24 protein-coding genes are annotated in these 26858 nt (G+C 69.9%); 21 read left to right on the top strand and 3 right to left on the bottom strand.

Annotated features, from left to right (window positions below):
* Positions 1-5: 5 nt before the first annotated feature.
* From AMK33_RS12530 to AMK33_RS12515, 4 genes are read left to right on the top strand one after another with little or no spacing between them, the layout of a single operon-like run.
* Positions 6-377 carry a hypothetical protein gene (locus AMK33_RS12530; protein ID WP_073932862.1) on the top strand — a complete coding sequence of 124 codons (372 nt, stop codon included), beginning with the start codon at positions 6-8 and terminating at the stop codon, positions 375-377.
* Entirely contained in the window at positions 374-2638 is a 2265-nt protein-coding gene (locus tag AMK33_RS12525) for a bifunctional polysaccharide deacetylase/glycosyltransferase family 2 protein (RefSeq protein ID WP_073932861.1), read from the top strand. Before AMK33_RS12530 ends, AMK33_RS12525 begins: the two co-directional genes overlap by 4 nt.
* The gene (locus AMK33_RS12520; protein WP_073932860.1) at positions 2638-3729 is read left to right on the top strand and encodes an acyltransferase family protein; all 1092 of its coding nucleotides are present in this window, start codon (positions 2638-2640) and stop codon (positions 3727-3729) included. The genes AMK33_RS12525 and AMK33_RS12520 overlap by 1 nt, the downstream gene beginning before the upstream one ends.
* Positions 3726-4421 (top strand): demethylmenaquinone methyltransferase, encoded by a 696-nt coding sequence (locus tag AMK33_RS12515; RefSeq protein WP_073932859.1) that lies wholly within the window; start codon positions 3726-3728, stop codon positions 4419-4421. Before AMK33_RS12520 ends, AMK33_RS12515 begins: the two co-directional genes overlap by 4 nt.
* On the opposite strand, the gene AMK33_RS12510 is transcribed toward AMK33_RS12515, so the two are convergent.
* Both AMK33_RS12510 and AMK33_RS12505 read right to left on the bottom strand, forming a co-directional pair.
* Positions 4408-4749, bottom strand: a complete 342-nt coding sequence (locus AMK33_RS12510; RefSeq protein WP_073932858.1) for a PASTA domain-containing protein — start codon at positions 4747-4749, stop codon at positions 4408-4410. The genes AMK33_RS12515 and AMK33_RS12510 overlap by 14 nt on opposite strands.
* A 120-nt stretch (positions 4750-4869) precedes the next feature.
* The gene (locus AMK33_RS12505; RefSeq protein WP_073932857.1) at positions 4870-5376 is read right to left on the bottom strand and encodes a GNAT family N-acetyltransferase; all 507 of its coding nucleotides are present in this window, start codon (positions 5374-5376) and stop codon (positions 4870-4872) included.
* 98 nt (positions 5377-5474) lie between these two features.
* Between AMK33_RS12505 and AMK33_RS12500 the strand changes: the two genes are divergently transcribed.
* From AMK33_RS12500 to AMK33_RS12490, 3 genes are all read left to right on the top strand, one after another.
* Entirely contained in the window at positions 5475-6758 is a 1284-nt protein-coding gene (locus AMK33_RS12500; RefSeq protein ID WP_073932856.1) for a geranylgeranyl reductase family protein, read from the top strand.
* Positions 6759-7065: 307 nt separating this feature from the next.
* A complete protein-coding gene (locus AMK33_RS12495; RefSeq protein ID WP_073932855.1) occupies positions 7066-8274 on the top strand; it encodes an RNA-guided endonuclease InsQ/TnpB family protein in 1209 nt (402 codons plus the stop codon).
* Positions 8275-8391: 117 nt separating this feature from the next.
* Positions 8392-8571, top strand: a complete 180-nt coding sequence (locus AMK33_RS12490; protein ID WP_073932854.1) for a hypothetical protein — start codon at positions 8392-8394, stop codon at positions 8569-8571.
* 279 nt (positions 8572-8850) lie between these two features.
* On the opposite strand, the gene AMK33_RS12485 is transcribed toward AMK33_RS12490, so the two are convergent.
* Positions 8851-9684, bottom strand: coding sequence for a C40 family peptidase (locus AMK33_RS12485; protein WP_073932853.1), 834 nt, complete (start codon positions 9682-9684; stop codon positions 8851-8853).
* Positions 9685-10600: 916 nt separating this feature from the next.
* On the opposite strand from AMK33_RS12485, the gene AMK33_RS12475 reads away from it, so the two are divergent.
* Genes AMK33_RS12475 through nuoN form a run of 14 tightly spaced genes read left to right on the top strand, consistent with a single transcriptional unit; the run spans position 10601 to position 26713 of the window.
* Positions 10601-10960 (top strand): NADH-quinone oxidoreductase subunit A, encoded by a 360-nt coding sequence (locus AMK33_RS12475; RefSeq protein WP_003974383.1) that lies wholly within the window; start codon positions 10601-10603, stop codon positions 10958-10960.
* A gap of 13 nt (positions 10961-10973) precedes the next feature.
* Positions 10974-11528 carry a NuoB/complex I 20 kDa subunit family protein gene (locus AMK33_RS12470; protein WP_016640165.1) on the top strand — a complete coding sequence of 185 codons (555 nt, stop codon included), beginning with the start codon at positions 10974-10976 and terminating at the stop codon, positions 11526-11528.
* Positions 11525-12268 carry an NADH-quinone oxidoreductase subunit C gene (locus AMK33_RS12465; RefSeq protein WP_073932851.1) on the top strand — a complete coding sequence of 248 codons (744 nt, stop codon included), beginning with the start codon at positions 11525-11527 and terminating at the stop codon, positions 12266-12268. The genes AMK33_RS12470 and AMK33_RS12465 overlap by 4 nt, the downstream gene beginning before the upstream one ends.
* A complete protein-coding gene (locus AMK33_RS12460) occupies positions 12265-13587 on the top strand; it encodes an NADH-quinone oxidoreductase subunit D (RefSeq protein WP_073932850.1) in 1323 nt (440 codons plus the stop codon). Before AMK33_RS12465 ends, AMK33_RS12460 begins: the two co-directional genes overlap by 4 nt.
* Positions 13584-14504, top strand: coding sequence for an NADH-quinone oxidoreductase subunit NuoE (gene nuoE, locus AMK33_RS12455; RefSeq protein ID WP_073932849.1), 921 nt, complete (start codon positions 13584-13586; stop codon positions 14502-14504). Before AMK33_RS12460 ends, nuoE begins: the two co-directional genes overlap by 4 nt.
* Positions 14504-15853 (top strand): NADH-quinone oxidoreductase subunit NuoF, encoded by a 1350-nt coding sequence (nuoF, locus tag AMK33_RS12450; protein WP_073932848.1) that lies wholly within the window; start codon positions 14504-14506, stop codon positions 15851-15853. Before nuoE ends, nuoF begins: the two co-directional genes overlap by 1 nt.
* Positions 15850-18354, top strand: coding sequence for an NADH-quinone oxidoreductase subunit G (locus AMK33_RS12445; protein WP_073932847.1), 2505 nt, complete (start codon positions 15850-15852; stop codon positions 18352-18354). The genes nuoF and AMK33_RS12445 overlap by 4 nt, the downstream gene beginning before the upstream one ends.
* Positions 18351-19727, top strand: a complete 1377-nt coding sequence (gene nuoH / locus AMK33_RS12440; RefSeq protein ID WP_073932846.1) for an NADH-quinone oxidoreductase subunit NuoH — start codon at positions 18351-18353, stop codon at positions 19725-19727. Before AMK33_RS12445 ends, nuoH begins: the two co-directional genes overlap by 4 nt.
* Positions 19720-20361, top strand: a complete 642-nt coding sequence (gene nuoI / locus AMK33_RS12435) for an NADH-quinone oxidoreductase subunit NuoI (protein WP_073932845.1) — start codon at positions 19720-19722, stop codon at positions 20359-20361. Before nuoH ends, nuoI begins: the two co-directional genes overlap by 8 nt.
* On the top strand, positions 20358-21215 hold the full coding sequence (locus tag AMK33_RS12430; protein WP_073932844.1) for an NADH-quinone oxidoreductase subunit J: 858 nt from the start codon (positions 20358-20360) through the stop codon (positions 21213-21215). Before nuoI ends, AMK33_RS12430 begins: the two co-directional genes overlap by 4 nt.
* On the top strand, positions 21212-21511 hold the full coding sequence (gene nuoK / locus AMK33_RS12425) for an NADH-quinone oxidoreductase subunit NuoK (protein WP_004927567.1): 300 nt from the start codon (positions 21212-21214) through the stop codon (positions 21509-21511). Before AMK33_RS12430 ends, nuoK begins: the two co-directional genes overlap by 4 nt.
* 14 nt (positions 21512-21525) lie before the next feature.
* Positions 21526-23490: an NADH-quinone oxidoreductase subunit L gene (gene nuoL, locus AMK33_RS12420; RefSeq protein WP_073932843.1), complete on the top strand. Its 1965-nt coding sequence runs from the start codon at positions 21526-21528 to the stop codon at positions 23488-23490.
* 5 nt (positions 23491-23495) lie between these two features.
* Entirely contained in the window at positions 23496-25067 is a 1572-nt protein-coding gene (locus tag AMK33_RS12415) for an NADH-quinone oxidoreductase subunit M (protein ID WP_073932842.1), read from the top strand.
* The gene (gene nuoN, locus AMK33_RS12410; protein ID WP_073932841.1) at positions 25064-26713 is read left to right on the top strand and encodes an NADH-quinone oxidoreductase subunit NuoN; all 1650 of its coding nucleotides are present in this window, start codon (positions 25064-25066) and stop codon (positions 26711-26713) included. The genes AMK33_RS12415 and nuoN overlap by 4 nt, the downstream gene beginning before the upstream one ends.
* The last annotated feature ends 145 nt before the right edge of the window (positions 26714-26858 follow it).

Below are 26858 nucleotides of genomic sequence, written 5' to 3'. Positions count from 1 at the left end.
GGGCCATGCATTCCGATCCCGCCATCGAGAGCCGCGCCGAGACGCGCGGCCGTCGCCGCAAACGCCGCAACGGGTCCGGCGAAGGGCCCGTCTTCGTCGACTCCTCCGGACGCCGGGCCAGGCTGCTGCGCCGGATCGGCCTGCTCCTGGGAACCGTCTGCGCCGGGTACGCGGTCGTGCTGGGTCTGGCCTTCATGGGCATCGGCACCTCGGTCACCCCGGCCTCGCTGCTGCCGTTCGGAGGCGGACAGGGGGAGGCGGGACCAGGTGGCGGCGCGGGCCCGCGCGGCGGGATGGCCCCGACCGGCGCACCGCCGTCCCCGCCGGCCGGCACTCCGAGCGCCACCGCCGTACCCACCCCCTCGGCGACGTCATGACCGAGGCGCCCCCCGCGCGCGGCCGGCGCCGCGCCCCCACCCGTATCGAGCGCGCCGCAGGGCGGGCCGCCGCCCTGCACCGGCCGCGGGTCCTCCTCGCGCTGCTGCTCCTGCTCGCCCTGACCTGCGTGATGCTCCTCGACGGCTATCTGCGCGCCGAGGTCGGCGACGACCAGCGGGTCCGCACCGGGGCCTCGTCCTCCGAGGTGCCCGACGACATCCTCGACGGCGGCCCGATCCTCAGCTTCCCCGGCGGGCAGGCCGAGACCACCTCCGTCCCGGACAAGACGATCGTGCTCACCTTCGACGACGGACCGGACCCCACCTGGACGCCGAAGGTCATGGAGGTCCTGGAGGAGCACGACGTACCCGGCACGTTCTTCGTGGTCGGCTCGATGGTGTCGCGCTACCCCGACATCGTGGAGGACCTGGTCGAGCAGGGCAACGAGATCGGCGTTCACACCTTCACCCACGTCGACCTGTCGTACCAGAGCTCCTCCCGCGTCACCCGCGAGATGGAGCAGACCCAGCTCGCGCTCGCGGGCGCGGCGGGGATCACCTCCACGCTGTTCCGGGCGCCGTACTCCTCCAAGACGGACGCCATCGACAACTACAGCTGGCAGGTCTACCAGCAGCTCGGCGAGGACGGGTACACCAGCGTCTTCATCGACACCGACAGCGAGGACTGGAAGGAACCGGGCGTCTCGAAGATCGTCGAGGGGGCCACCCCGGAGGACGGGGAGGGCGCCTCGGTGCTCTTCCACGACTCCGGCGGCGATCGTACGCAGACCGTCGAGGCGCTGGCGGAGTACATCGAGAACATGCAGGCGGAGGGCTACACCTTCACCACCGTCAGCGGTGCCATGGCCGAGCAGCAGCAACAGCAGCAGCCCGCCGGGGCCGACGGATCCGGAGCGGGCGGACCCGCCGCCGGCGCTCCGTCCGGCACCGGCGACCAGCTCCAGGCCTCCCACCGCACCGCCACCGGCACGACCCTCTACGAGGGCAAGGCGCTCATCGCGGCCGTCACCGTCGCCGAGTGGACGGTGCCCGCGCTCTCGGCCGGCCTGGTGATCGTGGGCGTGGCCGTCATGGGGCGGTTCGGTCTGATGCTCGTCCTCGCCCGGCGTCATTACCGGCAGCGCAACAGACGCCGTTTCAGCTGGGGCCCGCCCGTCACCCGGCCGGTCAGCGTGATCGTCCCGGCGTACAACGAGAAGGAGTGCATCGAGAACACCCTGCGGTCGCTGGCCGGGAGCACCCATCCGATCGAGATCGTCGTCGTCGACGACGGCTCCACGGACGGCACGGCGGAGCTCGCCGAAGGACTCGGACTGCCCAACGTCCGGGTGATCCGGCAGGAGAACGCGGGCAAGCCGGCCGCCCTGAACAACGGCATCCGCAGCGCCCGGCACGACATCGTCGTGATGATGGACGGCGACACCGTCTTCGAACCGGACACCGTGGGCCGCCTGGTGCAGCCCTTCGCCGACCCGTCGGTGGGCGCCGTCGCGGGCAACGCCAAGGTCGGCAACCGCTCCACGCTCATCGGCGCCTGGCAGCACATCGAGTACGTGATGGGCTTCAACCTCGACCGGCGCATGTACGATCTGCTGCGCTGCATGCCGACCATCCCCGGCGCGATCGGCGCGTTCCGCCGCGAGGCGGTGCTCCAGGTGGGCGGGATGAGCGAGGACACCCTCGCCGAGGACACCGACATCACCATCGCGCTGCACCGCGAGGGATGGCGGGTCGTCTACGAGGAGCACGCCCGCGCGTGGACCGAGGCCCCCCGGTCGCTGCGGCAGCTCTGGTCACAGCGTTACCGCTGGTCGTACGGCACCATGCAGGCGCTGTGGAAGCACCGCAGGTCCCTCACCGACAAGGGGCCCTCGGGGCGGTTCGGGCGGGTCGGCATGCCGCTGGTGGTGCTCTTCCAGATCGTCACGCCGGTGTTCGCGCCGCTCATCGACGTGTTCACCGTGTACTCGATGCTCTTCGTCGACTTCGAGGCCGCCCTGCTGGCCTGGCTGGCCGTCCTGGGCGTGCAGCTGGTGTGCGCCGCGTACGCCTTCCGGCTCGACCGGGAGAAGTACCGGTATCTGCTGATGATGCCGCTGCAGCAGTTCGCGTACCGGCAGATGATGTATCTCGTCCTCATCCACTCCTGTGTCACCGCCCTGACCGGCGGCCGGCTGCGCTGGCAGAAGCTGAAGCGGACGGGCGAGGTCGGGATGCCGTCGGCGGGGACGGGCGGCTGATGGGGGCGCACCGCAAGGGGGCCGTGCGCCGGCGGGCCACGGCCCCGGCGGGCCGTGACGGGTACTTCGACCTCCTGCGCGCGGTGGCCCTCGTCCGGGTCGTGGCGTACCACACCTTCGGCTGGGCCTGGGCGGGGATGGTCTTCCCGTCGATGGGGGTGATGTTCGGGCTGGCCGGCACCCTGATGGCCAGGTCGCTGCGGCGTCCCGCGCTCACGGTGATCCGGGGCCGGGTCCGCCGCCTGCTGCCGCCGTTCTGGTTCTGGGGCTTCTTCGTGGTCACCGCGATGCTGGTGCACGGCTGGATGCCGGGGTGGCGGATCGTGTACTGGATCGTGCCGCTCGGCGATCCGCCGGGCAGCGCCTGGGCCGAGCAGTCCTGGGAGGTCGTCTGGTACCTGCGGACGTACCTGTGGTTCGTGCTGCTCTCCCCGCTGCTGCTGCGGGTGTTCCGGCTGTCGCCGGTCGTGGTGCTGGTGCTGTCGCTCGTCCCGGTCGTCGTCCTCACGTACGTGTGGCAGCCGCCGGAGGGGCGGCTCGGCAGCGCCCTCACCGACCTCGCGACGTTCCTGTTCTGCTGGCTCCTCGGCTTCGCCCACCACGAGGGGGTGCTCGGGCGGCTGCGCCCCCTCGCCGTCGCCGTGGCGTCACTCGCCGCGCTCGCCTACGGCGGCTGGTACGCCCTCGCCCACCGGTCCGCGTACGGCGGCACCTACGACCTGGACGACAACCCGCTCGCGCAGGCCTTCTGGTCGGCCGGGTTCGTGACGCTGCTGATGTACGCCAAGGAGTACGCGGGCCTCGTGGGACCGTCCCGCTCCCGGCTGGTCACCGTGTTCAACGCGCGCGCCGTGACGATCTACCTCTGGCACGAGGTGGCGCTGGTCCTGGCCGTGCCGCTGATCGACCGGTTCTGGGAGGTGCCCGCGTTCGAGGCGCATCTGCCGCTGGAGAGCCAGTGGTTCCTGTTCGGCGTCGGCTGGGTCCTGATCGGGGGCTTCGTGCTCGCGTGCGGCTGGGTCGAGGACGTCGCCGCCCGCCGGAAGCCGACGCTCCTGCCCGGCGGGCGGGCTGCAAGAATGGGCGCGTGACCCGCGCATCCCTGGACAAGCAGCCGCACGAAGTCGCCTCGATGTTCGACGACGTCGCGGAACGATACGACCTGACGAACGACGTGCTGTCCCTCGGCCAGGACCGGCGATGGCGCAAGGAGGTCGCGAAGGCCGTCGACGCCCGGCCCGCGCAGAAGATCCTGGACCTGGCGGCCGGCACGGGCACCTCGTCGATGCCCTTCGCCCGCGCCGGCGCCTACGTCGTGCCCTGCGACTTCTCCCAGGGCATGCTCCGGGTCGGCAAGCGGAACAACGCCTGGCTGCCGTACACGGCCGGCGACGCGACCCGGCTGCCCTTCAAGGACGACGTCTTCGACGCCGTCACCATCTCCTTCGGGCTGCGCAACGTGCAGGACACGGACGCGGCGCTGCGCGAGATGCACCGGGTGACCCGGCCCGGCGGGCGGATCGTCATCTGCGAGTTCTCGCACCCGACGTGGGCGCCGTTCCGCACCGTCTACACCGAGTACCTGATGCGCGCGCTGCCGCCGGTCGCCCGGTCGGTGTCGTCCAACCCGGACGCGTACGTCTATCTCGCCGAGTCCATCCGCGACTGGCCCGACCAGCCCGCGCTGGCCGGACGGCTCCAGGGCGCCGGCTGGTCGAAGGTGGCGTGGCGCGACCTCACGGGCGGCGTGGTGGCGCTGCACCGGGGGTTCAAGGAGAGCTGAGCAGCACCGCGCGGGGCAGGGCGGGCTCCTCCAGTTCCCGCTGGAGCCCGCCCGTCGGCGGCACCGGTCCGCGTGGCTCGCGCACCCCTCCGCCGCCCTCGCCCTCACCGAAGTCGAACCACACGTGGACCACGGAGTCCCGCGGCACCTCCGTGCCGGGCTGCGGATACTGCCGTACGACGTAGTCGACGACGACGAACTGGAAGTCCGCCCGGTCCGGGGCGTTCACGGACAGGCCCCGGGCCCGGGCCGACTCGCGCGCGTCCACGGCCATCAGTCCGACCAGGCGCGGCACGCGCACTTCGGGCGTCGGTGTCCTGGGTGTCATACGCACGGACGTCACCCCCCAAGCGGTACCGGCAGAGTAGACCCGGGTCCGTGCCCGCCGGAAGCATCAAGTGGCTTTCCGTGACAATTGGTCACCATGAGTGACGATCGGGTGTCGGGTTCACAGGTCCAGCCGGTAGCAGTGGCCCTCCCGCCGGGAGGGCGGGATCGTGAACGTCTCGGCGAGGCGCATCCCGAGCCGCCTGGTGACCGCTATGGAACGGGAGTTGCGGGCGTCCACCATCGCCACCACGCCCGTCAGGCCCGCCGCCGTCACCCGCTCCAGTGTCTGCCGGGCCGCCGCGGTGACGTACCCCTTGCCCCAGTGTTCCCGCGCGAGCCGCCAGCCGATCTCGATCTCGCCCGTGGGGCCCCAGTCGCGCTCCCACGGCTGGGCGCCGGTGAAGCCGATGACCCGGCCGGACTCGTCGAGCATGGTCCACAGGCAGAAGCCGAGTTGGGCGTCGTGCCGGCGCTGGCGGGCGGTGAGCTCCTCGTAGACCGACAGTTCCGCCGACGCGCCGCCGTGGAACTCCATGACGTCCGGGTCGTCGAAGATCCGGTGCCAGGCGAAGGCGTCCTCGTGGGTGGGGACGCGCAGCCGTACAGCGGGGAGAGCTCGGTTCACGGGGGCAGCCCTTCAGCCGGGTGATCACTCGTGCTGAATAGACTGCCCGTGTCCAGTGCCGGTCGGCACGCAGATTTCGAACTTGGGGAGATCCCGCCGTGACCGAGCCCCTCTCCGACAACACCGCCGATGTGATCGTCGTGGGCGCGGGGCCAGCCGGCTCCGCCACCGCGTACCACCTGGCCCGGTCCGGACTCGACGTGCTCCTGCTGGAGAAGACCGAGTTCCCGCGGGAGAAGGTCTGCGGCGACGGCCTCACCCCGCGCGCCACGAAGCAGCTCGTCGCCATGGGCATCGACATCTCCGAGGAGGCCGGCTGGCTGCGCAACAAGGGCCTGCGCATCATCGGCGGCGGGGTCCGCCTCCAGCTCGACTGGCCGGAACTCGCCTCCTTCCCCGACTACGGCCTGGTCCGCAAGCGCGACGACTTCGACGAGCAGCTCGCCCGGCAGGCCCAGAAGGCGGGCGCCCGGCTGTACGAGCGCTGCAACGTGAGCGCGCCCGTCATCGACGACCGCACCGGGCGCATCACCGGTGTGAAGGCCAAGCTCGGCGAGGAGAAGCGGGAGGTCACCTTCCACGCCCCGCTGGTGGTGGCCGCCGACGGCAACTCCACCCGGCTGTCCCTGGCGATGGGCCTGCACCGCCGCGAGGACCGCCCGATGGGTGTCGCGGTCCGTACGTACTTCACCTCGCCCCGCCACGACGACGACTACCTGGAGTCCTGGCTGGAGCTGTGGGACCGCCGAGGCCCGCAGGACCGGCTGCTGCCCGGCTACGGCTGGATCTTCGGCATGGGCGACGGGACGAGCAACGTCGGTCTCGGCGTGCTCAACACCTCCGACTCCTTCAAGGAGCTGGACTGGCGCGAGGTCCTCAAGGCCTGGTGCGCCTCGATGCCGGAGGACTGGGGCTACACCCCGGACAACATGACCGGCCCGATCCGCGGCGCCGCGCTCCCCATGGCCTTCAACCGTCAGCCGCACTACACGCGCGGTCTGCTGCTGGTCGGTGACGCGGGCGGACTGGTGAACCCCTTCAACGGCGAGGGCATCGCCTACGCCATGGAGTCCGGGCAGATCGCCGCCGACGTGATCGTCCAGGCCCACGCGCGGGCCACCCCGGCCCAGCGGGAGATCGCCCTCCAGCGCTACCCGCGCGTGCTGAAGGACACCTACGGCGGCTACTACACGCTCGGCCGGGCCTTCGTGAAGCTCATCGGCAACCCGAAGATCATGCAGATCGCCGCCCAGCGCGGACTGACGCACCCGATGCTGATGAAGTTCACCCTGAAGCTGCTCGCCAACCTGACCGACCCGACGGGCGGCGACGCGATGGACCGCATCATCAACGGCCTGAGCAAGGTGGCGCCGAAGGCGTGACCGGTCGGACGGTTCTGACGGTTCTGACGGGGCGTCCGATCGTGATCATCGCGTAATGCGCCGGTGGACAACTGATCGGCCGCGGCCGGTGTCGTACGGGACGTAACCACTCAGGCACGTCCCGTACGATGAAAGAGCCTTCCATCAGAACCTGGCCAGGGGACGTCCCGCTTCAGCGGGGTGGGGAATGGCTTCTCTCACTGCTCTGACCTCGTCTTTCTGTATGGATCCGCGCTGTTGTCAGTGGGGCCCGCTAGGTTGTCTGTACTGGCTGTGACCGTGCGATGGCGACAGGGGGGTGGTGGGGGTGGTGCGTGCCTACAAGTTCCTTCTGCGGCCCACGGTGCGCCAGGAGCAGGCGCTTGCCGGGATGCTGGCCGATCACTGTTCGCTGTACAACGGCGCGCTCCAGGAACGCCGGGATGCCTACCGGCACGCCTCGAAGACCACCGTTCGTTACGGCGGTCAGTCCGCGCAGCTGAAGGAGATCCGGGCGTTCGATCCGGGGCGGCAGGGCCGCTGGTCGTTCTCCTCCCAGCAGGCCACGCTGCGCCGTCTGGACAGGGCGTTCGCCGCGTTCTTCCGCCGGGTGAAGGCCGGTCTCACGCCGGGATACCCCAGGTTCAAGGGGGTCGGGCACTTCGACACGGTGGTCTTCCCGAAGGACGGGGACGGCTGCCGCTGGGACTCCACCCCGCACGACGGGCAGACCCGGGTGCGGCTGCAGGGTGTCGGGCACGTGCGGGTGCACCGGCACCGGCCCGTACGCGGCCGGGTCAAGACGATCGGTGTCAAGCGGGAGGGCCGCCGCTGGTACGTGGTCCTGGCCTGCGACGAGGTGCCGGCCGAGCCGCTGCCCGCGACGGGAAGCACCGTCGGCATCGACATGGGCGTGACACACTTTTTCACCACGTCCGACGGTGAGCACGTGGCCAACCCGCGCTTTGTGGAGACGATGGCGAAGGAGTTGGCCGCCGCCCAGCAGCACCTCGCGACGTTCCCCCGCCGCACCCGGCGCCGCACGAAGAAGCACCGGGCCGCAGCCCGGAAGGTCGCCAAACTCCACGCGAAGATCCGCAGGCAGCGGCTCGACCACCACCACAAGGCCGCGAACACGCTCGTCACCGGGCATGACGTGATCGCGCACGAGAAACTGAACACCGCCGGGATGACCAAGAGCCCGGCAGCCAGGCCCGACCCCGAGACTCCCGGCGGCTTCCTGCCGAACGGGGCCGCCGCCAAAGCGGGCTTGAACCGCAGCATCCTCGACGCGGGTTGGGGGTTGTTCCTGTCGATCCTGGCGCAGAAGGCTGAGAGTGCCGCTCGCCGCGTGATCCCGGTGGACGCCCGCAACACCTCCCGCATTTGCCCCGACTGCGGGCACGTCGCCAAGGAGAACCGCCTCACCCAAGCCGACTTCGAGTGCACCGCGTGCGGCTTCACCGCCAACGCGGACCACGTCGGCGCGCTCAATGTGCTCAGCAGGGCCGGGCTGGTCCTCTGCGACGTGGCTTAGCCACCAACACAGGAAGCCCGCAACTTCAGTCGTGGGTGGAGTCACGACACAGCAGGCAAAACGGGGCCTGGACCGCTCAGCGCCCTGCGGTCCGGCGGTGATCCCTTCCCCTTCACGGTGGAGGTTCCCGAAGGGGCGACCGTCACCAAGGCCCCGGAGAAGTGCCGGGGGACCACCCTCGCCAAGGGCGGGGTGGCGCTGATCGGCGGGGCGGCGCTGCTGGCGCTGGGCCTCGGCGCGGGCGTGACCGTGCTGCTGCGTCGCCGGGCACGGCAGACGGGCGGGGCCATCGCCTGAGAGGCGTGAGTGAGCGCCCGCGCGGCACGAAGCCGTGAGCGGCGCTGTGGACGGCCGGGGTCCGGAGGAAGGACTCCGGCCGTCGGCGTCCGTACCGGGGCGCCGTGAAGGGCCGTCACGGGGCTGTACGGCGCCCGGTGGGTGCGCATCGACGCCACCAACCCGCCCGAGCGGCGGGATGATTCGGGCAATCGGGCGATCTCGGCCCGGTGTGCGGGAACACCGGAGGGCCGCTGCCCCCGAGCGGCAGCGGCCCTCCGGCCCACGACGGGGCGCGGCTCAGAGCACGCGCACGGCACCCGACGCGGGGTAGCCGGAAAGGTCCTGGATGACGACGCCCTTGGAGGGGTTGGCCGCGTCCAGGTACTGGCCGCCGCCGATGTAGACACCCACGTGGTACGCGGAACCCTTGCCGCCCCAGTAGAGGATGTCGCCGACCTGGAGGTTGGACAGCGAGACATCGGTGCCGGACATCGACTGGTCCTGCGAGACGCGCGGCAGGTCGACGCCGACCTGCTTGAACGCGGCCTGGACCAGGCTGGAGCAGTCCCAGGCGTTGGGGCCCGAGGCACCCATGACGTAGGCGTCGCCCACCTGCGCCTTGAGGAAGGCGATGACCGTCGCGACGCTGCCGCTGGCCGGCGCGGAGGCGGTCGTGGTGGTGGCGGTGGTGGTGAGGGTGGTGCGCTCGGCGCTGCGGGCGGCGCGCTCGGCGGCGGCCTTGCGGGCCTCCTCGGCGGCCTTCTTCTTCGCCTCGGCCTTCTTCTTGGCCACGGCGAGGTCGGCCTTGGCCTCCTTGGCGGCCTGCTCCGCGGCCGCGTCACGCTCGGCCTGCAGCTGGTAGTTCGCGGCGGCCTGCTGGGTGGCGTCCGCGGACTGGGCGATCTGAGCGGCCAGGTCCGCCGTCAGGGTGGGCAGTTCGAGGGTCTGCGTCACCGGCTCGGCAGCGTTCGCCGAACCCGACGCCCCGGCCACTGCCAGGGTGCTGAGGACGCCACCGGCAACTCCGGCCCGCATCGCCATCGTGGACTGGGCGGTGCGGCGGGGCTTCCGGTGGCTGCGTATGTGAGCGGTGTGGGACATAGGGACAACCGGTACCAGGCGCTGCTTCATATCTTCAAGAAACGTGTGCTGCGCCACAGTTGTTCAATCGGGACTCCGAATCCCGGGCGTGTCGCTTTTTATTGACGCCCTAACGGACATTGCGGGCGCCCGTGATCGGCCCGTGATCACGTACTTTCATCGTTACGTCCGAATTGCCCCGCGCTTACCACTGGTTGGACTGGTTGGCCAATCCCTCCTCTCATGCGCCTCTCATGAATGTGGCGGAGGTCACGGAACGATTACCCGTGCCGTCGCGTCAGGGAGTGCCGACCGGGCCCCGGCCGCCCGCGGGGATCGATGCGGGGATCGATGCGGGGGGTGACGGTCGGATCGGCGACTGGAGCGAGGGTCGGATCGACAGCCGGGGTGGTGGCCGGACCCGACGGCCGGACGGTGGCCGGGGCGGTGGCCGGATCGACAGTCGAGACGGTGGCTGGGCCGGCGGCCGGGGTGGCGGCCGGGCCGATGGCCGGATCGCGTCGCCGGGACTTCGTGAACGCGTGCACACGTCCACATCCCGCTCCCGATCCCCTCTGATGTGTGAACGCGCCTCTATCAAGAGATCAAGTCCAGCACCAATTTGCATGCGCGGGAAGCCTCTTGATATGGAGACGGACGCCCTGAGCTGCACTGACGAGGCAAAATGTCACCTTTGGTGATCGCCTGGATGCTTGGCGTGTGAAGATCACCGCTCATCCGACTTCATGATCGTTCGTCAGGTGGTGGAGATCACAAAGCTTGTGCAATACCCCGTGTCGCAGATCACAGACTCACGGGCATAGGATGCGGAGCGGTTGGGCTTGTGACCTGCTTCACATGTTCTCGATCTTCGCCGGGGCGGGCGTGGTTCGTGGGGCTGTTGAGGCGGGGCGAGCCCGATGCACAACCGCCAGCAGTCAATGCCGACTGAGAGGAGCGAGGAGCGGTGAACGCGTATGCGCCCATCCTCGTACTGGGAGCCCTCGGGGCAGGCTTTGCGATCTTCTCCGTGGTCATGGCCACGCTGATCGGTCCGAAGCGGTACAACCGCGCCAAGCTCGAGGCCTACGAGTGCGGTATCGAACCGACCCCCACGCCGGCCGGCGGCGGGCGCTTCCCCATCAAGTACTACCTGACGGCGATGCTCTTCATCATTTTCGATATCGAGATCGTCTTCCTCTACCCCTGGGCCGTCACCTTCGACGCCCTGGGGATTTTCGGGCTCGTGGAGATGCTGCTCTTCGTGCTCACCGTCTTCGTCGCGTACGCGTACGTATGGCGGCGCGGCGGCCTGGAATGGGACTGAGGGGCCACTAGTCATGGGACTCGAAGAAAAGCTGCCGAGCGGATTCCTGCTGACCACCGTCGAGCAGGCCGCGGGCTGGGTGCGCAAGTCGTCCGTCTTCCCCGCCACGTTCGGCCTCGCCTGCTGTGCCATCGAGATGATGACCACCGGCGCCGGCCGCTACGACCTGGCGCGCTTCGGCATGGAGGTCTTCCGCGGATCACCGCGGCAGGCGGACCTCATGATCGTCGCCGGGCGGGTCAGCCAGAAGATGGCGCCGGTGCTGCGGCAGGTCTACGACCAGATGCCGAACCCCAAGTGGGTGATCTCCATGGGGGTCTGCGCCTCCTCGGGCGGCATGTTCAACAACTACGCGATCGTGCAGGGCGTCGACCACGTCGTCCCGGTCGACATCTATCTCCCCGGCTGCCCGCCCCGCCCCGAGATGCTGATGGACGCCATCCTCAAGCTCCACCAGAAGATCCAGACCTCCAAGCTCGGCGTGAACGCCGAGGAGGCCGCCCGCGAGGCGGAGGAGGCGGCGCTCAAGGCCCTGCCCACGATCGAGATGAAGGGGCTGCTGCGATGAGCGACGCGAACGGGTCGAACGGGACCAACCCCGAGAAGGACCTCTCCGCCGAGAACCTCCCCGGCCAGCGCGGACAGGGCGGCGAGGAGATCCGCGTCCAGCGCGGCATGTTCGGCGCCGACAACGGCGGTGACACCTCCGGCTACGGCGGACTCGTCCGCTCCGTCCGGCTCCCGGGACCGGCGTCCCGCCCCTACGGCGGCTGGTTCGACGAGGTCGCCGACGAGCTGGAGGGCGCGCTGGAGGAGCAGGACCTGCTCCCGGAGAACGCCATCGAGAAGACGGTCGTCGACCGCGGCGAACTCACCTTCCACATCGAGCGCGAGCACCTGGTCCGGGTCGCCCGCACCCTGCGCGACGACCCCGCCCTGCGCTTCGAGCTGTGCACCGGCGTCAGCGGCGTGCACTACCCGAACGACAAGGGACGCGAGCTGCACGCCGTCTACCACCTGCGCTCGATCACCCACAACCGGCTGATCCGTCTCGAAGTCAGCGCTCCCGACAGCGACCCGCACATCCCGTCGCTGTTCTCCGTCTATCCGACGAACGACTGGCACGAGCGCGAGACGTACGACTTCTACGGCATCGTCTTCGACGGTCACCCGGCCCTCACGCGGATCATGATGCCGGACGACTGGCAGGGCCATCCGCAGCGCAAGGACTATCCCCTCGGCGGCATCCCCGTCGAGTACAAGGGCGCCCAGATCCCGGCTCCGGACCAGCGGAGGTCGTACTCATGAGCACTTCGCACGCCTCCCCTCGGGAGACCACCGAGGGCACCGTGTACACGGTCACCGGCGGAGACTGGGACGAGGTCGTCGAGACCGCGGCCCGCGCCGACGACGAGCGCATCGTCGTCAACATGGGTCCGCAGCACCCATCCACCCACGGAGTGCTCCGTCTGATCCTGGAGATCGACGGCGAGACGGTCACCGAGGCCCGCTGCGGCATCGGCTACCTCCACACCGGCATCGAGAAGAACCTCGAGTACCGCACGTGGACCCAGGGCACCACGTTCGTGACGCGCATGGACTACCTGACGTCGTTCTTCAACGAGACGGCGTACTGCCTGGGCGTCGAGAAGCTCCTCGGCATCGAGGACCAGATCCCGGACCGGGCCACCGTCATCCGGGTGCTCCTGATGGAGCTGAACCGGCTCTCCTCCCACCTGGTGTGCATCGCCACCGGCGGCATGGAACTCGGCGCCACCACGATCATGATCTACGGATTCCGTGATCGTGAACTGATTCTCGACATCTACGAGCTGATCACCGGCCTGCGGATGAACCACGCGTACATCCGCCCCGGCGGACTCGCCCAGGACCTGCCGCCCGGCGCGGTGGACCAGATCCGCGAGTTCGTGAAGAAGATGCGGAAGAACCTCCCGGAGTACGACAAGCTCGCCACCGGGAACCCCATCTTCAAGGCCCGCATGCAGGACGTCGGCTACCTCGACCTGGCCGGCTGCATGGCCCTCGGCGCCACCGGCCCGATCCTGCGCTCCACCGGCCTGCCGCACGACCTGCGCAAGGCACAGCCGTACTGCGGATACGAGACCTACGACTTCGAGATCCCGACCGCCGACACCTGTGACTCCTACGGCCGCTTCCTGATCCGGCTGGAGGAGATGCGCCAGTCGCTGCACATCGTCGAGCAGTGCCTGGACCGGCTCCAGCCCGGACCGGTCATGGTCGCCGACAAGAAGATCGCCTGGCCCGCCCAGCTCGCCCTGGGACCGGACGGACTGGGCAACTCCCTCGACCACATCAAGAAGATCATGGGCACCTCCATGGAGGCCCTGATCCACCACTTCAAGCTGGTCACCGAGGGTTTCCGCGTCCCGCCGGGACAGGCGTACGCGGCGGTCGAGTCGCCCAAGGGCGAGCTCGGGGCGCATGTCGTTTCCGACGGCGGCACCCGCCCCTACCGGGTCCACTTCCGCGACCCGTCCTTCACCAACCTGCAGGCCATGGCGGCGATGTGCGAGGGCGGCCAGGTCGCCGACGTCATCGTAGCCGTCGCGTCCATCGACCCCGTGATGGGAGGCGTCGACCGGTGACCACCTCTTCTTCGGAGCGGTCCGAGCGGGGCGTCAGCCTGGGCATGCCCGAACTGCCCGCACCCGCCTACCCGGACGACGTCCGGGCCCGGCTGGAGACCGACGCGCGCGAGGTCATCGCCCGCTACCCGGACTCCCGGTCCGCCCTCCTGCCTCTGCTGCACCTCGTGCAGTCGGAGGAGGGCCACGTCACGCGCACCGGGATGCGGTTCTGCGCGGAGATGCTGGACCTGACCACCGCGGAGGTGACCGCGGTCGCCACCTTCTACACCATGTACCGGCGTCGGCCGAGCGGTGACTACCAGGTCGGGGTGTGCACCAACACCCTGTGCGCCGTCATGGGCGGCGACGCGATCTTCGAGGAGCTCCAGGAGCACCTGGGCGTCGGCAACGGCCAGACCACCGACGACGGCAAGGTCACCCTGGAGCACATCGAGTGCAACGCGGCCTGCGACTTCGCGCCCGTGGTGATGGTGAACTGGGAGTTCTTCGACAACCAGACCCCCGAGAGCGCCAAGCGCATGGTCGACGACCTGCGCGCCGGCCGCCCGGTCGAGCCCACGCGCGGGGCGCCCCTGTGCACCTTCAAGGAGACCGCCCGCATCCTGGCCGGCTTCCCCGACACGCGCGAGGGAGCCGTCGAGGCCACCGGCAGTGCGGGCCCCGCTTCCCTGATCGGCCTGAAGCTGGCCAAGGGAGAGGCCGCACCCGCGCGTGTGGTGCACCCGCGCGGTGAGGCACCCCGGGACACCCCGCCGCACGAGCCGTCGCCGACGGAGCACCTCAGCTCGCACGACGCGCCGCAGGACACGTCGGCCTCCGATCCCGCCCACCCGTCACCCGCCACCACCCGTGATGGAGAGGCTTCGCCTCGCCCCTCCAACCCGTCGGGTCCCGTCGCCGAGGAGGGGGAGTGATGACCTTGGCACCCGAACTCAAGGACATGAGCCCGGAGAAGCTGCTCGCACCCGTGCTGTCGGCCTTCTGGGACGAGGACGAGTCCTGGACGCTGGACGTCTACAAGAGGCACGAGGGGTACGAGGGGCTTCGAAAGGCGCTCGCCATGTCACCGGACGACGTCATCGCGTACGTCAAGGAGTCCGGTCTGCGCGGGCGCGGCGGCGCCGGCTTCCCGACGGGAATGAAATGGCAGTTCATTCCCCAGGGGGATGGAAAACCCCACTATCTAGTTGTCAACGCCGACGAGTCGGAGCCCGGAACGTGCAAGGACATTCCGCTCCTCTTCGCGAACCCGCACAGCCTCATCGAGGGCATTGTCATCGCCTGTCATGCCATCAGGTCGTCTCATGCCTTCATCTATCTGCGTGGTGAAGTCGTACCGGTGCTGCGGCGGTTGCACGAGGCCGTGCGCGAGGCCTACGCGGCCGGCTTCCTCGGCGAGAACATCCTGGGCAGCGGACTCGACCTCGAACTCACCGTGCACGCGGGCGCGGGCGCGTACATCTGCGGTGAGGAGACCGCACTGCTCGACTCGCTCGAAGGCCGCCGGGGTCAACCGCGGCTCCGTCCCCCCTTTCCTGCCGTCGCGGGCCTCTACGCGTGCCCGACTGTGGTGAACAACGTCGAGTCGATCGCGTCGGTTCCCGCCATCATGAACCGGGGCAAGGAATGGTTCCGCTCGATGGGAAGCGAGAAGTCCCCCGGCTTCACTCTCTATTCCCTCAGCGGCCACGTCGCCAGCCCCGGACAGTACGAGGCGCCCCTCGGCATCACGCTGCGCCAGCTGCTGGAGATGAGCGGCGGGATGCGCCCGGGCCACCGGCTGAAGTTCTGGACGCCGGGCGGCTCCTCGACGCCGATGTTCACCGACGAGCACCTCGACGTCCCTCTCGACTACGAAGGAGTGGGCGCCGCGGGTTCCATGCTCGGCACGAAAGCCCTGCAGTGCTTCGACGAGACGACCTGCGTCGTCCGCGCCGTCACCCGCTGGACCGAGTTCTACGCCCACGAGTCCTGCGGCAAGTGCACGCCCTGCCGCGAGGGCACGTACTGGCTGGTCCAGCTGATGCGGGACATCGAGGCCGGCAAGGGACAGATGGCCGACCTCGACAAGCTGAACGACATCGCCGACAACATCAACGGCAAGTCCTTCTGCGCCCTCGGCGACGGCGCCGCCTCGCCGATCTTCTCCTCGCTCAAGTACTTCCGCGAGGAGTACGAGGAGCACATCACGGGCCGCGGCTGCCCCTTCGACCCGGCCAGGTCGACGGCCTGGGCCGACCACCGTACGGAGGTGAACGCATGACTGTGACCACCAGCGCTCCCTCCGGAGGCGGAGAGGCGGCGGTCCCGCCCGAGGACCTCGTGACGCTGACCATCGACGGCGCCGAGATCAGCGTGCCCAAGGGCACCCTGGTCATCCGGGCCGCCGAGCAGCTCGGCATCGAGATCCCCCGGTTCTGCGACCACCCGCTCCTCGACCCGGCGGGCGCCTGCCGCCAGTGCATCGTCGAGGTCGAGGGCCAGCGCAAGCCCATGGCGTCCTGCACCATCACCTGCACCGACGGGATGGTGGTGAAGACCCAGCTCTCCTCGCCGGTCGCGGAGAAGGCCCAGAAGGGTGTGATGGAGCTGCTGCTCATCAACCACCCGCTGGACTGCCCGGTCTGCGACAAGGGCGGCGAGTGCCCGCTGCAGAACCAGGCCATGTCGCACGGCCAGGCCGAGTCCCGCTTCGAGGGCAAGAAGCGCACCTACGAGAAGCCCGTCCCGATCTCCACGCAGGTGCTGCTCGACCGCGAGCGGTGCGTGCTGTGCGCCCGCTGCACCCGGTTCTCCAACCAGGTCGCCGGCGACCCGATGATCGAACTGATCGAGCGGGGCGCTCTCCAGCAGGTCGGCACCGGCGAGGGCGACCCCTTCGAGTCGTACTTCTCCGGCAACACCATCCAGATCTGCCCGGTCGGCGCGCTCACCTCGGCGGCGTACCGGTTCCGCTCCCGCCCCTTCGACCTGATCTCGTCGCCGTCGGTGTGCGAGCACTGCTCCGGCGGCTGCGCCACCCGCACCGACCACCGGCGCGGCAAGGTCATGCGGCGGCTCGCCGCCCACGACCCCGAGGTCAACGAGGAGTGGATGTGCGACAAGGGGCGCTTCGGGTTCCGGTACGCGCAGCTGCGGGACCGCCTCGACACGCCGCTGGTGCGCAACCCGGAGGGTGAGCTGGAGCCGGCGTCCTGGCCGGACGCGCTGCGGATCGCGGCACAGGGACTGCTGGCCTCGCGCGGTCGCACCGGTGTCCTGACCGGCGGCCGGCTCACCGTCGAGGACGCCTACGCGTACAGCAAGTTCGCGCGGGTGGCGCTCGCCACCAACGACATCGACTTCCGCGCGCGCGTGCACAGCGCCGAGGAGGCCGACTTCCTCGCCGCGCGGGTGGCGGGCCGCGGCCGTGATCTCGACGGTACGGGCGTCACGTACACGCACCTGGAGAAGGCGCCCGCGGTTCTGCTGGTCGGGTTCGAGTCCGAGGAGGAGGCGCCCGGCGTCTTCCTGCGGCTGCGCAAGGCCTGGCGCAAGCACGGACAGAAGACGTTCGCCCTGGCCACGCACGCCACGCGCGGGCTGGAGAAGGCCGGCGGCACGCTGCTGCCGGCGGCTCCCGGCACCGAGACCGAGTGGCTGGACGCCCTGGCCGGCGGCGTCGGCCTGCAGGGCGACGGGGCCGGGGCCGCCGAGGCGCTGCGGGGCGAGGGCGCGGTCATCGTCGTCGGCGAGCGGCTGGCGGCCGTACGGGGCGGCCTGACCGCGGCCGTCCGGTTCGCCGCCGCCACCGGCGCCCGGCTGGTGTGGATCCCGCGCCGGGCCGGGGAGCGGGGCGCCGTGGAGGCGGGTGCGCTGCCGGCGCTGCTGCCCGGCGGCCGCCCGTCGACCGATCCGCGCGCGCGTGAGGAGATCGCCGCCGCGTGGGGCGTCGCCGAACTGCCGCACCGCTACGGCCGCGACACCGGGCAGATCGTCGAGGCGGCGGCCCGCGGCGAGCTCCAGGCGCTGCTGGTCGCGGGCGTGGAGGTCGCCGACCTGCCCGACCCGGCACGCGCGCGTGCGGCGCTCGCCGAGGCCGGGTTCGTGGTGTCGCTGGAGCTGCGGCCCAGCGAGGTCACCGAACTCGCCGACGTCGTCCTGCCGGTCGCCGCGGTCGCGGAGAAGACCGGCACCTTCCTCAACTGGGAAGGCAGGGTCCGCATGTTCGAGGCGGCGCTCAAGCCCGACCAGATGACCCGGCGGCTCGCGCCCACCGACGCGCGCGTGCTGCAGATGCTGGCCGACGCCATGGACGTCCACCTGGGACTGCCGGACCTGCGCACCATCCGCGCGGAGCTCGACCGGCTCGGCGCCTGGGACGGCCCCCGGGCCACCGACCCGCTGGAGACCGCGGGCGCGCTGCCCCGGCCGGCCGCCGGGGAGGCCGTGCTCGCCGGGCACCGGCTGCTGCTCGACCACGGCCTCCTGCAACTCGGCGACGAGGCGCTCGCCGGCACCCGGCACGCCGCCCACGCGCGCGTGTCGGCCGCCACGGCCGCCGAGGCCGGCGTCAAGGACGGCGACCTGCTCGCGGTGACCGGCACCGCCGGAACGGTCCGGCTGCCCCTGGCCGTCACCGAGATGCCCGACCGCGTGGTGTGGCTCCCGCTGAACTCCGTCGGCGGCGGCGTCGCCTCCGGCACCGGGGCACTGCCCGGCTCACTCGTCCGTATCGGCCCGGCGACGCCCGCCGACGAGGCCACCGAGGAGGTGGAGGCATGAGCCCGTACCTCGCCGCTGAAGACCTCTCGATGTTCGGCACAGACCCCTGGTGGCTGGTCGTCGTCAAGGCGGTGTTCTGCTTCGCCTTCCTGATGGTGACCGTGCTGATCTCCATCGTCATGGAGCGCAAGGTCGTCGCCTGGATGCAGCTGCGCATCGGCCCCAACCGGCACGGCCCCTGGGGCATGCTCCAGTCGCTCGCCGACGGCGTGAAGCTGATGCTCAAGGAAGACGTCATCGTCAAACGCGCGGACAAGGCCGTCTACGTCCTCGCGCCGATCGTCGCGGCCATCCCGGCCTTCATGGCGTTCGCGGTGATCCCCTTCGGCCCGGCCGGCAACGAGGTCTCGATCTTCGGCCAGCGCACCACCATGCAGCTCACCGACCTGCCGATCGCGATGCTGTACATCCTCGCGGTCGCCTCGGTCGGCATCTACGGCATCGTCCTGGCGGGCTGGAGCTCCGGCTCCACCTATCCGCTCCTCGGCGGCCTGCGCTCCTGCGCGCAGATGATCTCGTACGAGATCGCCATGGGCGCCGCGTTCGCCTCCGTGTTCCTGTACTCGGGGTCGATGTCGACGTCGACGATCGTCGAGCAGCAGACCGACCGCTGGTACATCCTGCTGCTGCCGGTGTCCTTCCTCATCTACATCGTGACGATGGTCGGCGAGACCAACCGCGCCCCCTTCGACATGCCGGAGTCCGAGGGCGACCTGGTCGGCGGCTTCAACACCGAGTACTCGTCGATCAAGTTCGCGATGTTCATGCTCGCCGAGTACATCAACATGGTGACCGTCTCGGCCGTCGCCGTGACCCTCTTCCTGGGCGGCTGGCGGGCCCCGTGGCCGATCAGCACCTTCTGGGAGGGCGCGAACCACGGCTGGTGGCCGATGCTCTGGTTCACCGGCAAGCTCCTCTCCCTGCTGTTCGGCTTCGTGTGGCTGCGCGGCACGCTCCCGCGCGTGCGCTACGACCAGCTGATGAAGCTCGGCTGGAAGGTCCTCATCCCGGTCTCCCTGGTGTGGCTGATGCTCGTCGCCACCGTGCGGGCGCTGCGGAACGAGAACTACGACTTCGCCGACATCGCCCTCTACATCGGCGGTGCCGTCCTCGCCCTCCTGCTGCTGTCCTTCGTCGCCGACCTGTTCCGCGGCAAGGGGAAGGAGGCCGGGCAGCCCGCCGGGGGCCCGCCCGCCTTCGACCCCATGGGCGGCGGATTCCCCGTACCACCGCTGCCGGGACAGGAGTCGCCGCCGGTGCCGCGACGCCGTCCGCGCCGGGAGCGGGAGCTGATTGTCAGTGGTGCCCCCGATACTCAGAGTGACGGATCTCCGGTCGGATCCACGGATGGAAAGGAGGCGTCCGATGGCTGAGGAGCCCAAGGAGACCGAGCCCGGTTTCCTGAACCCCGTGGCCGGCTTCGGCGTGACCTTCAAGGCCATGTTCAAGAAGCGGCTGACCGAGCAGTACCCGGAGCAGCAGAAGACCACCGCTCCGCGTTTCCACGGACGGCACCAGCTCAACCGCCATCCGGACGGCCTGGAGAAGTGCGTCGGCTGCGAGCTGTGCGCCTGGGCCTGTCCCGCCGACGCGATCTACGTCGAGGGCGCGGACAACACCGACGAGGAGCGCTACTCGCCCGGCGAGCGGTACGGCCGCGTCTACCAGATCAACTACGCCCGCTGCATCCTGTGCGGGCTGTGCATCGAGGCGTGCCCCACACGCGCGCTGACGATGACCAACGAGTTCGAGCTGGCGGACTCCAGCCGCGCCAACCTCATCTACACCAAGGAGCAGCTGCTCGCCGGTCTGGAGGAGGGCATGGTCGACTCCCCGCACGCCATGTACCCGGGCACCGACGAACAGGACTACTACCGGGGCCTGGTGACCGAGGCCGCGCCCGGTACGGAGCAGCAGGCAGCCCACTCCAAGGGCGAGGTCGTGCAGGAGGCCGCCTCCACCTTCGGCCCGGAGGAACCGGCGTCGGAGAAGGTGATCGGGCGATGACCGGGCAGCTCGCCGCCGCGGCGACTCTCTCTGCCGGCACCTCCACCGGAGAGGCCTTCCAGTTCTGGATCCTCGGCACGGTCGCCGTGATCGGCGCCCTGTGCACCGTCTTCATGAAGCGGGCCGTGCACAGCGCGCTCTGCCTCGCCGGCACCATGATCATCCTGGCGGTGTTCTACCTGGCCAACGGCGCCTACTTCCTGGGCGTCGTCCAGATCATCGTCTACACCGGCGCGATCATGATGCTGTTCCTGTTCGTGGTGATGCTCGTCGGCGTCACCGCGGCGGACTCCCTGAAGGAGACCATCAAGGGCCAGCGCTGGCTGGCCCTGCTGTGCGGGCTCGGCTTCGGCATCCTGCTGATCGGCGGGATCGGGAACGCCTCGCTCAGCGAGTTCAACGGCATCGGCGAGGCGAACGCGGGCGGCAACGTGGAGGGCCTGGCGGCCCTCCTCTTCACCAAGTACGTCTTCGCCTTCGAGATCACCGGCGCCCTGCTCATCACGGCCGCCGTCGGCGCCATGGTGCTCACCCACCGGGAGCGCACCGAGCGCGCCAAGACGCAGCGGGAGCTGGCCGAGCAGCGCGTGCGCGAGGGCAAGTACCTGCCGCCGCTGCCGGCGCCCGGTGTGTACGCCCGGCACAACGCCGTGGACATCGCGGGCCTGCTGCCCGACGGCACCCCGTCGGACCTCACCGTCAGCAAGACGCTGCGGGAGCGCGGCCAGATCCGTGACGTGTCGCAGGAGGCGATCAACGACCTGCGGGCGATGGAGCAGCGCGCGGAGGAGCGCCTGGAGCGCACCGCGATCGACGCGCCGACCTTCAAGCGGGCCGAGGAGGCGTCGAAGTGAACCCCGTGAACTACCTGTACCTGGCCGCGCTGCTGTTCACGATCGGCGCCACCGGCGTACTGATCAGGCGCAACGCGATCGTCGTGTTCATGTGCGTCGAGCTCATGCTCAACGCCTGCAACCTCGCGTTCGTCGCCTTCTCCCGGATGCACGGCAACCTCGACGGTCAGATCATCGCGTTCTTCACGATGGTCGTCGCCGCCGCGGAGGTCGTGGTCGGGCTGGCGATCATCGTGTCCCTGTTCCGTTCCCGCCACTCGGCCTCGGTCGACGACGCCAGCCTGATGAAGCTGTGAGGGGCTGCTGAATCGTGGAGAACCTGATTGCGCTGCTGGTGGCGGCGCCCCTGCTCGGAGCGGCGGTCCTGCTGTGCGGCGGACGCCGGCTGGACGCCGTCGGCCACTGGATCGGCACGCTGCTCGCGGCCGTCTCCTTCGTGCTCGGCCTGGTGCTGTTCACCGACCTGCTGGGCAAGGGCGCCGAGGAACGCACCGTCACGCAGCACCTGTTCAGCTGGATCCCGGTGGAGGGCTTCCAGGCCGACGTCGCCTTCCGGCTCGACCAGCTGTCGATGACGTTCGTCCTGCTGATCACCGGCGTCGGCTCGCTGATCCACCTGTACTCCGTCGGGTACATGGAGCACGACGAGCGGCGCCGCCGCTTCTTCGGCTATCTGAACCTGTTCCTCGCGGCGATGCTGATCCTCGTCCTCGCCGACAACTACCTGCTGCTGTACGTCGGCTGGGAGGGCGTCGGACTCGCCTCCTACCTGCTGATCGGCTTCTGGCAGCACAAGCCCAGCGCGGCGACGGCGGCGAAGAAGGCCTTCCTGGTCAACCGCGTCGGCGACATGGGCCTGTCCATCGCGATCATGCTGATGTTCCTGTGGTTCGGCACCTTCGCCTTCGGGCCGGTGCTCGGCACCCTGGAGGAGCCCGGTCTCGCCGGGCAGGCCGGTGAGGGCAAGCTCACCGCGATCGCGCTGATGCTGCTGCTCGCCGCCTGCGGCAAGTCCGCCCAGGTGCCGCTGCAGTCCTGGCTCGGGGACGCGATGGAGGGCCCGACCCCCGTCTCGGCCCTGATCCACGCCGCGACCATGGTGACGGCGGGCGTGTACCTGATCGTCCGCTCGGCGGCCGTCTTCAACGGCGCCCCGGACGCCCAACTGGTCGTCACCATCGTCGGCGCGGTCACGCTGCTGTTCGGTGCGATCGTCGGTTGCGCGAAGGACGACATCAAGAAGGCGCTGGCCGGCTCGACCATGTCGCAGATCGGCTACATGGTGCTCGCCGCCGGCCTCGGCCCCATCGGCTACGTCTTCGCGATCATGCACCTGGTGACGCACGGCTTCTTCAAGGCCGGACTGTTCCTCGGCGCCGGTTCCGTGATGCACGGCATGAACGACGAGGTCGACATGCGACGCTACGGCGGCCTTCGTAGGTACATGCCGGTCACGTTCGTCACCTTCGGCCTCGGCTACCTCGCCATCATCGGCTTCCCGGGCCTGTCCGGCTTCTTCTCCAAGGACAAGATCATCGAGTCCGCTTTCGCCAAGGGCGGCACCGAGGGCTGGATCCTCGGCGCCTGCGCCCTGCTGGGCGCGGCCATCACCGCGTACTACATGACGCGCGTGATGCTGATGACGTTCTTCGGCGAGGAGCGCTGGCGCAACGCCCCGACGCCGTCCCCGGCCGAGCCGGACGTGGAGCCCGCCGCCGAGACGCGCGGCGAGTACACGCCGCCGCACCCGCACGAGTCCCCGAAGGTCATGACGATCCCGATGATCGTGCTGGCCGTCGGATCGGTCGCGGGCGGTGCCTTCTTCAGCATCGGCGACCGCTTCATGCACTGGCTGGAGCCCGTCACCGGCCACGACCACGGTCACGCGCCGATCAGCGCGATGACGGTGACCGCCTCCACGGTCGCCGTGATGGTCATCGGCGTGGCGGTCGCCTGGGCCCAGTACGGGCGCCGTCCGGTGCCGGCCGTCGCCCCGCGCGGGTCGCTGCTCACCCGGGCCGCCCGGCGCGACCTGCTCCAGGACGACTTCAACCACGTGGTCCTGGTCCGCGGCGGTGAGCACCTCACCCGCTCGCTGGTGTACGTCGACCACACCCTGGTCGACGGGGTCGTCAACGGCACGGCGGCCTCCATGGGCGGCCTGTCCGGGCGGATGCGCAGGCTGCAGAACGGCTTCGCGCGGTCCTACGCGGTCTCGATGTTCGGCGGCGCGGCGGTCCTCGTCGCCGCGACCCTGCTGATGAGGGCGGTCTGATACCGATGTCCTTTCCTCTGCTGACAGCGACGGCGGCGCTCCCGGCCATCGGGGCGATCGCCACGGCCGCCGTACCGGCCGCGAAGCGCACGGCCGCCAAATGGCTGGCCCTGCTGTTCTCGCTCGCCACGCTCGTCCTGGCGGTCGTCGTCCTGGTGCGGTTCGACCCGGACGGCGACCGCTACCAGCTCACCGAGTCCCACGCCTGGATCGCGGACTTCGGCGTGCGGTACGAGCTGGGCGTGGACGGCATCGCGGTGGCGCTGATCGCGCTGACCGCCCTGCTGATCCCGTTCATCGTCCTCGCGGGCTGGCACGACGCCGACCCGCTGGAGACCGGTAGCAAGAGGTGGCGGCCGACGCAGGGCTTCTTCGCCCTGATCCTGGCCGTCGAGGCGATGGTGATCCTCTCCTTCGAGGCCACCGACGTCTTCCTCTTCTACATCTTCTTCGAAGCCATGCTCATCCCGCTGTACTTCCTCATCGGCGGCTTCGGGGACCGTGCCCACGAGCACGGCGAGGAGACGGCGGCGACGCAACGGTCGTACGCGGCGGTGAAGTTCCTGCTCTACAACCTGGCCGGCGGTCTGGTCATGCTGGCCGCGGTGATCGGGCTGTACGTGGTCGCCGGGAACTTCTCGCTCACCGAGATCGCCGAGGCGCGGGCCAACGGCTCGCTCGACATGGCGACGAACACCGAGCGCTGGCTGTTCCTCGGCTTCTTCTTCGCCTTCGCGGTGAAGGCGCCGCTGTGGCCGCTGCACACCTGGCTGCCCAACGCCATGCAGGAGTCCACCGCCCCGGTGGCCGTGCTGATCACGGCGGTCGTCGACAAGGTGGGCACCTTCGCGATGCTCCGCTTCTGCCTCGGGCTGTTCCCGGAGGCCAGCAAGTGGGCGACGCCCGCCATCCTCGTACTGGCGGTCATCAGCATCATCTACGGCGCGCTGCTCGCGGTCGGCCAGCGCGACATCAAGCGGCTGATCGCGTACGCGTCGATCTCGCACTTCGGCTTCATCATCATGGGCATCTTCGCGATGACCAGCCAGGGCCAGTCCGGGGCGACGCTCTACATGGTCAACCACGGCATCTCGACCGCCGTGCTGATGCTGATCGCCGGGTTCCTGATCTCGCGGCGCGGCTCGCGGCTCATCGCCGACTTCGGCGGTGTGCAGAAGGTGGCCCCGGTGCTCGCCGGCACCTTCCTGATCGGCGGGCTCGCGACCCTCTCGCTGCCGGGGCTCGCGCCCTTCGTCAGTGAGTTCCTGGTCCTGGTCGGCACGTTCACGCGCTATCCGGTGATCGGCATCATCGCCACCTTCGGCATCGTCCTCGCCGCGCTCTACACCCTCGTCCTGTACCAGCGGACGATGACCGGCCCGGTGAAGCCCGAGGTCTCCGCGATGCCCGACCTGCGGGCGCGGGAGATCGCGGTGGTGGCGCCCCTGGTCGTGCTGCTGGTCTTCCTGGGCGTCTACCCGAAGCCCGTCACGGACGTCGTGAACCCGGCGGTGAAGCACACCATGTCCGATGTTGAGAAGAAGGACCCCCGGCCCGAGGTGGAGGCGGCCAAGTGAGCGCAACAGCCGTCCACAGCCTGTGGACAACGGCGGCCGACCCGATCTCGAAGATCGACGCGCCGAAGATCGAATACGGGCAGCTCGCACCCACCCTGATCATCGTCGGCGCGGCGATCGTCGGGGTGCTGGTCGAGGCGTTCGTACCGCGCAAGACCCGCTACTACGCACAGATGTTCGTCGCCGTGGTCGCGCTCGTCGCCGCCTTCGCCGCCGTCGTGGCGCTCGCCGCGGACGGCTACGGCACGACCAAGGCGGGCATCGCGGCGATGGGCGCCATCGCCGTCGACGGGCCGGCCCTGTTCCTGCAGGGCACGATCCTGCTGACGGCCCTGGTCGGCCTGTTCACCTTCGCCGAGCGCCGGCTCGACCCGGAGGCGCACGGCAACCGGGTGGACTCCTTCGCCGCGCAGGCCGCGTCCGTACCGGGCAGCGACAGCGAGAAGAAGGCGGTCAAGGCCGGGTTCACCACCACCGAGGTGTTCCCGCTGCTGCTCTTCGCGGTCGCCGGCATGCTGGTCTTCCCGGCGGCCAACGACCTGCTGACGCTGTTCGTGGCGCTGGAAGTCCTCTCGCTCCCGCTGTACCTGATGTGCGCGCTGGCCCGCCGCAAGCGGCTGATGTCGCAGGAGGCGGCGGTCAAGTACTTCCTGCTCGGCGCGTTCGCCTCCGCGTTCACGCTGTTCGGCATCGCGCTGCTGTACGGCTACTCGGGCTCGATGTCGTACGCCACGATCGCCCAGGTCGTCGACGGCACCGTCCCGGAGGTCACCCCGGCGCTCGCCGACACCATGGGCAACGACGCGCTGCTGCTGGTCGGCGCCGCGCTGCTGGTCATGGGCCTGCTGTTCAAGGTCGGCGCCGTCCCCTTCCACATGTGGACGCCCGACGTGTACCAGGGCGCCCCGACGCCGGTGACCGGTTTCATGGCGGCGGCGACCAAGGTGGCCGCGTTCGGCGCGCTGCTGCGGATCCTGTACGTCGTGCTGCCGGGCCTGCGCTGGGACTGGCGGCCGGTCATGTGGGCCGTCGCCATCGTCACCATGCTGGTCGGCGCGATCGTGGCGATCACCCAGACCGACATCAAGCGGCTGCTGGCGTACTCGGCGATCTCGCACGCGGGCTTCATCCTCGCGGGTGTCATCGCGACCACGCCGTCGGGCATCTCGTCCGTCCTCTTCTATCTGGCGGCGTACTCGTTCGTGACGATCGGCGCGTTCGCGGTGGTCACGCTGGTGAGGGACGCCGGCGGCGAGGCGACGCACCTGTCGAAGTGGGCTGGGCTCGGCCGTCGCTCCCCGCTGGTGGCGGCGGTGTTCGCGGTGTTCCTGCTGGCCTTCGCGGGCATCCCGCTGACCTCCGGCTTCGCCGGGAAGTTCGCCGTGTTCAAGGCGGCGGCGGAGGGCGGGGCGGCCCCGCTGGTCGTGGTCGGTGTGATCGCGTCGGCCATCGCGGCGTTCTTCTACATCCGCGTGATCGTCCTGATGTTCTTCAGCGAGCCGCGCCCCGAGGGCCCGACCGTCGCGGTGCCGTCACCGCTGACGATGACGGCGATCGGGGTCGGCGTGGCCGTCACGGTGGTGCTGGGCGTCGCACCCCAGTACTTCCTGGAGCTGGCGGGGGACGCGGGAGTGTTCGTGCGCTGACACGGCCCTCACCGGCACGTCGACGGCGGCCCGGCACCCTTCGGGGGGTGCCGGGCCGAAGTCGTCGGGTGAGCGGCCTGTGGATAACTCCGGGGCTGTCGGTGCGGACCCCTATCGTGGAGGCAGTGGTCGAGGGACGGCTTAC

The sequence above is a fragment of the Streptomyces sp. CB02400 genome (genome assembly GCF_001905725.1).
GTDB classification, from domain to species: Bacteria; Actinomycetota; Actinomycetes; order Streptomycetales; family Streptomycetaceae; genus Streptomyces; species Streptomyces atrovirens.
This window is presented reverse-complemented; position numbering and strand designations above follow the sequence as displayed.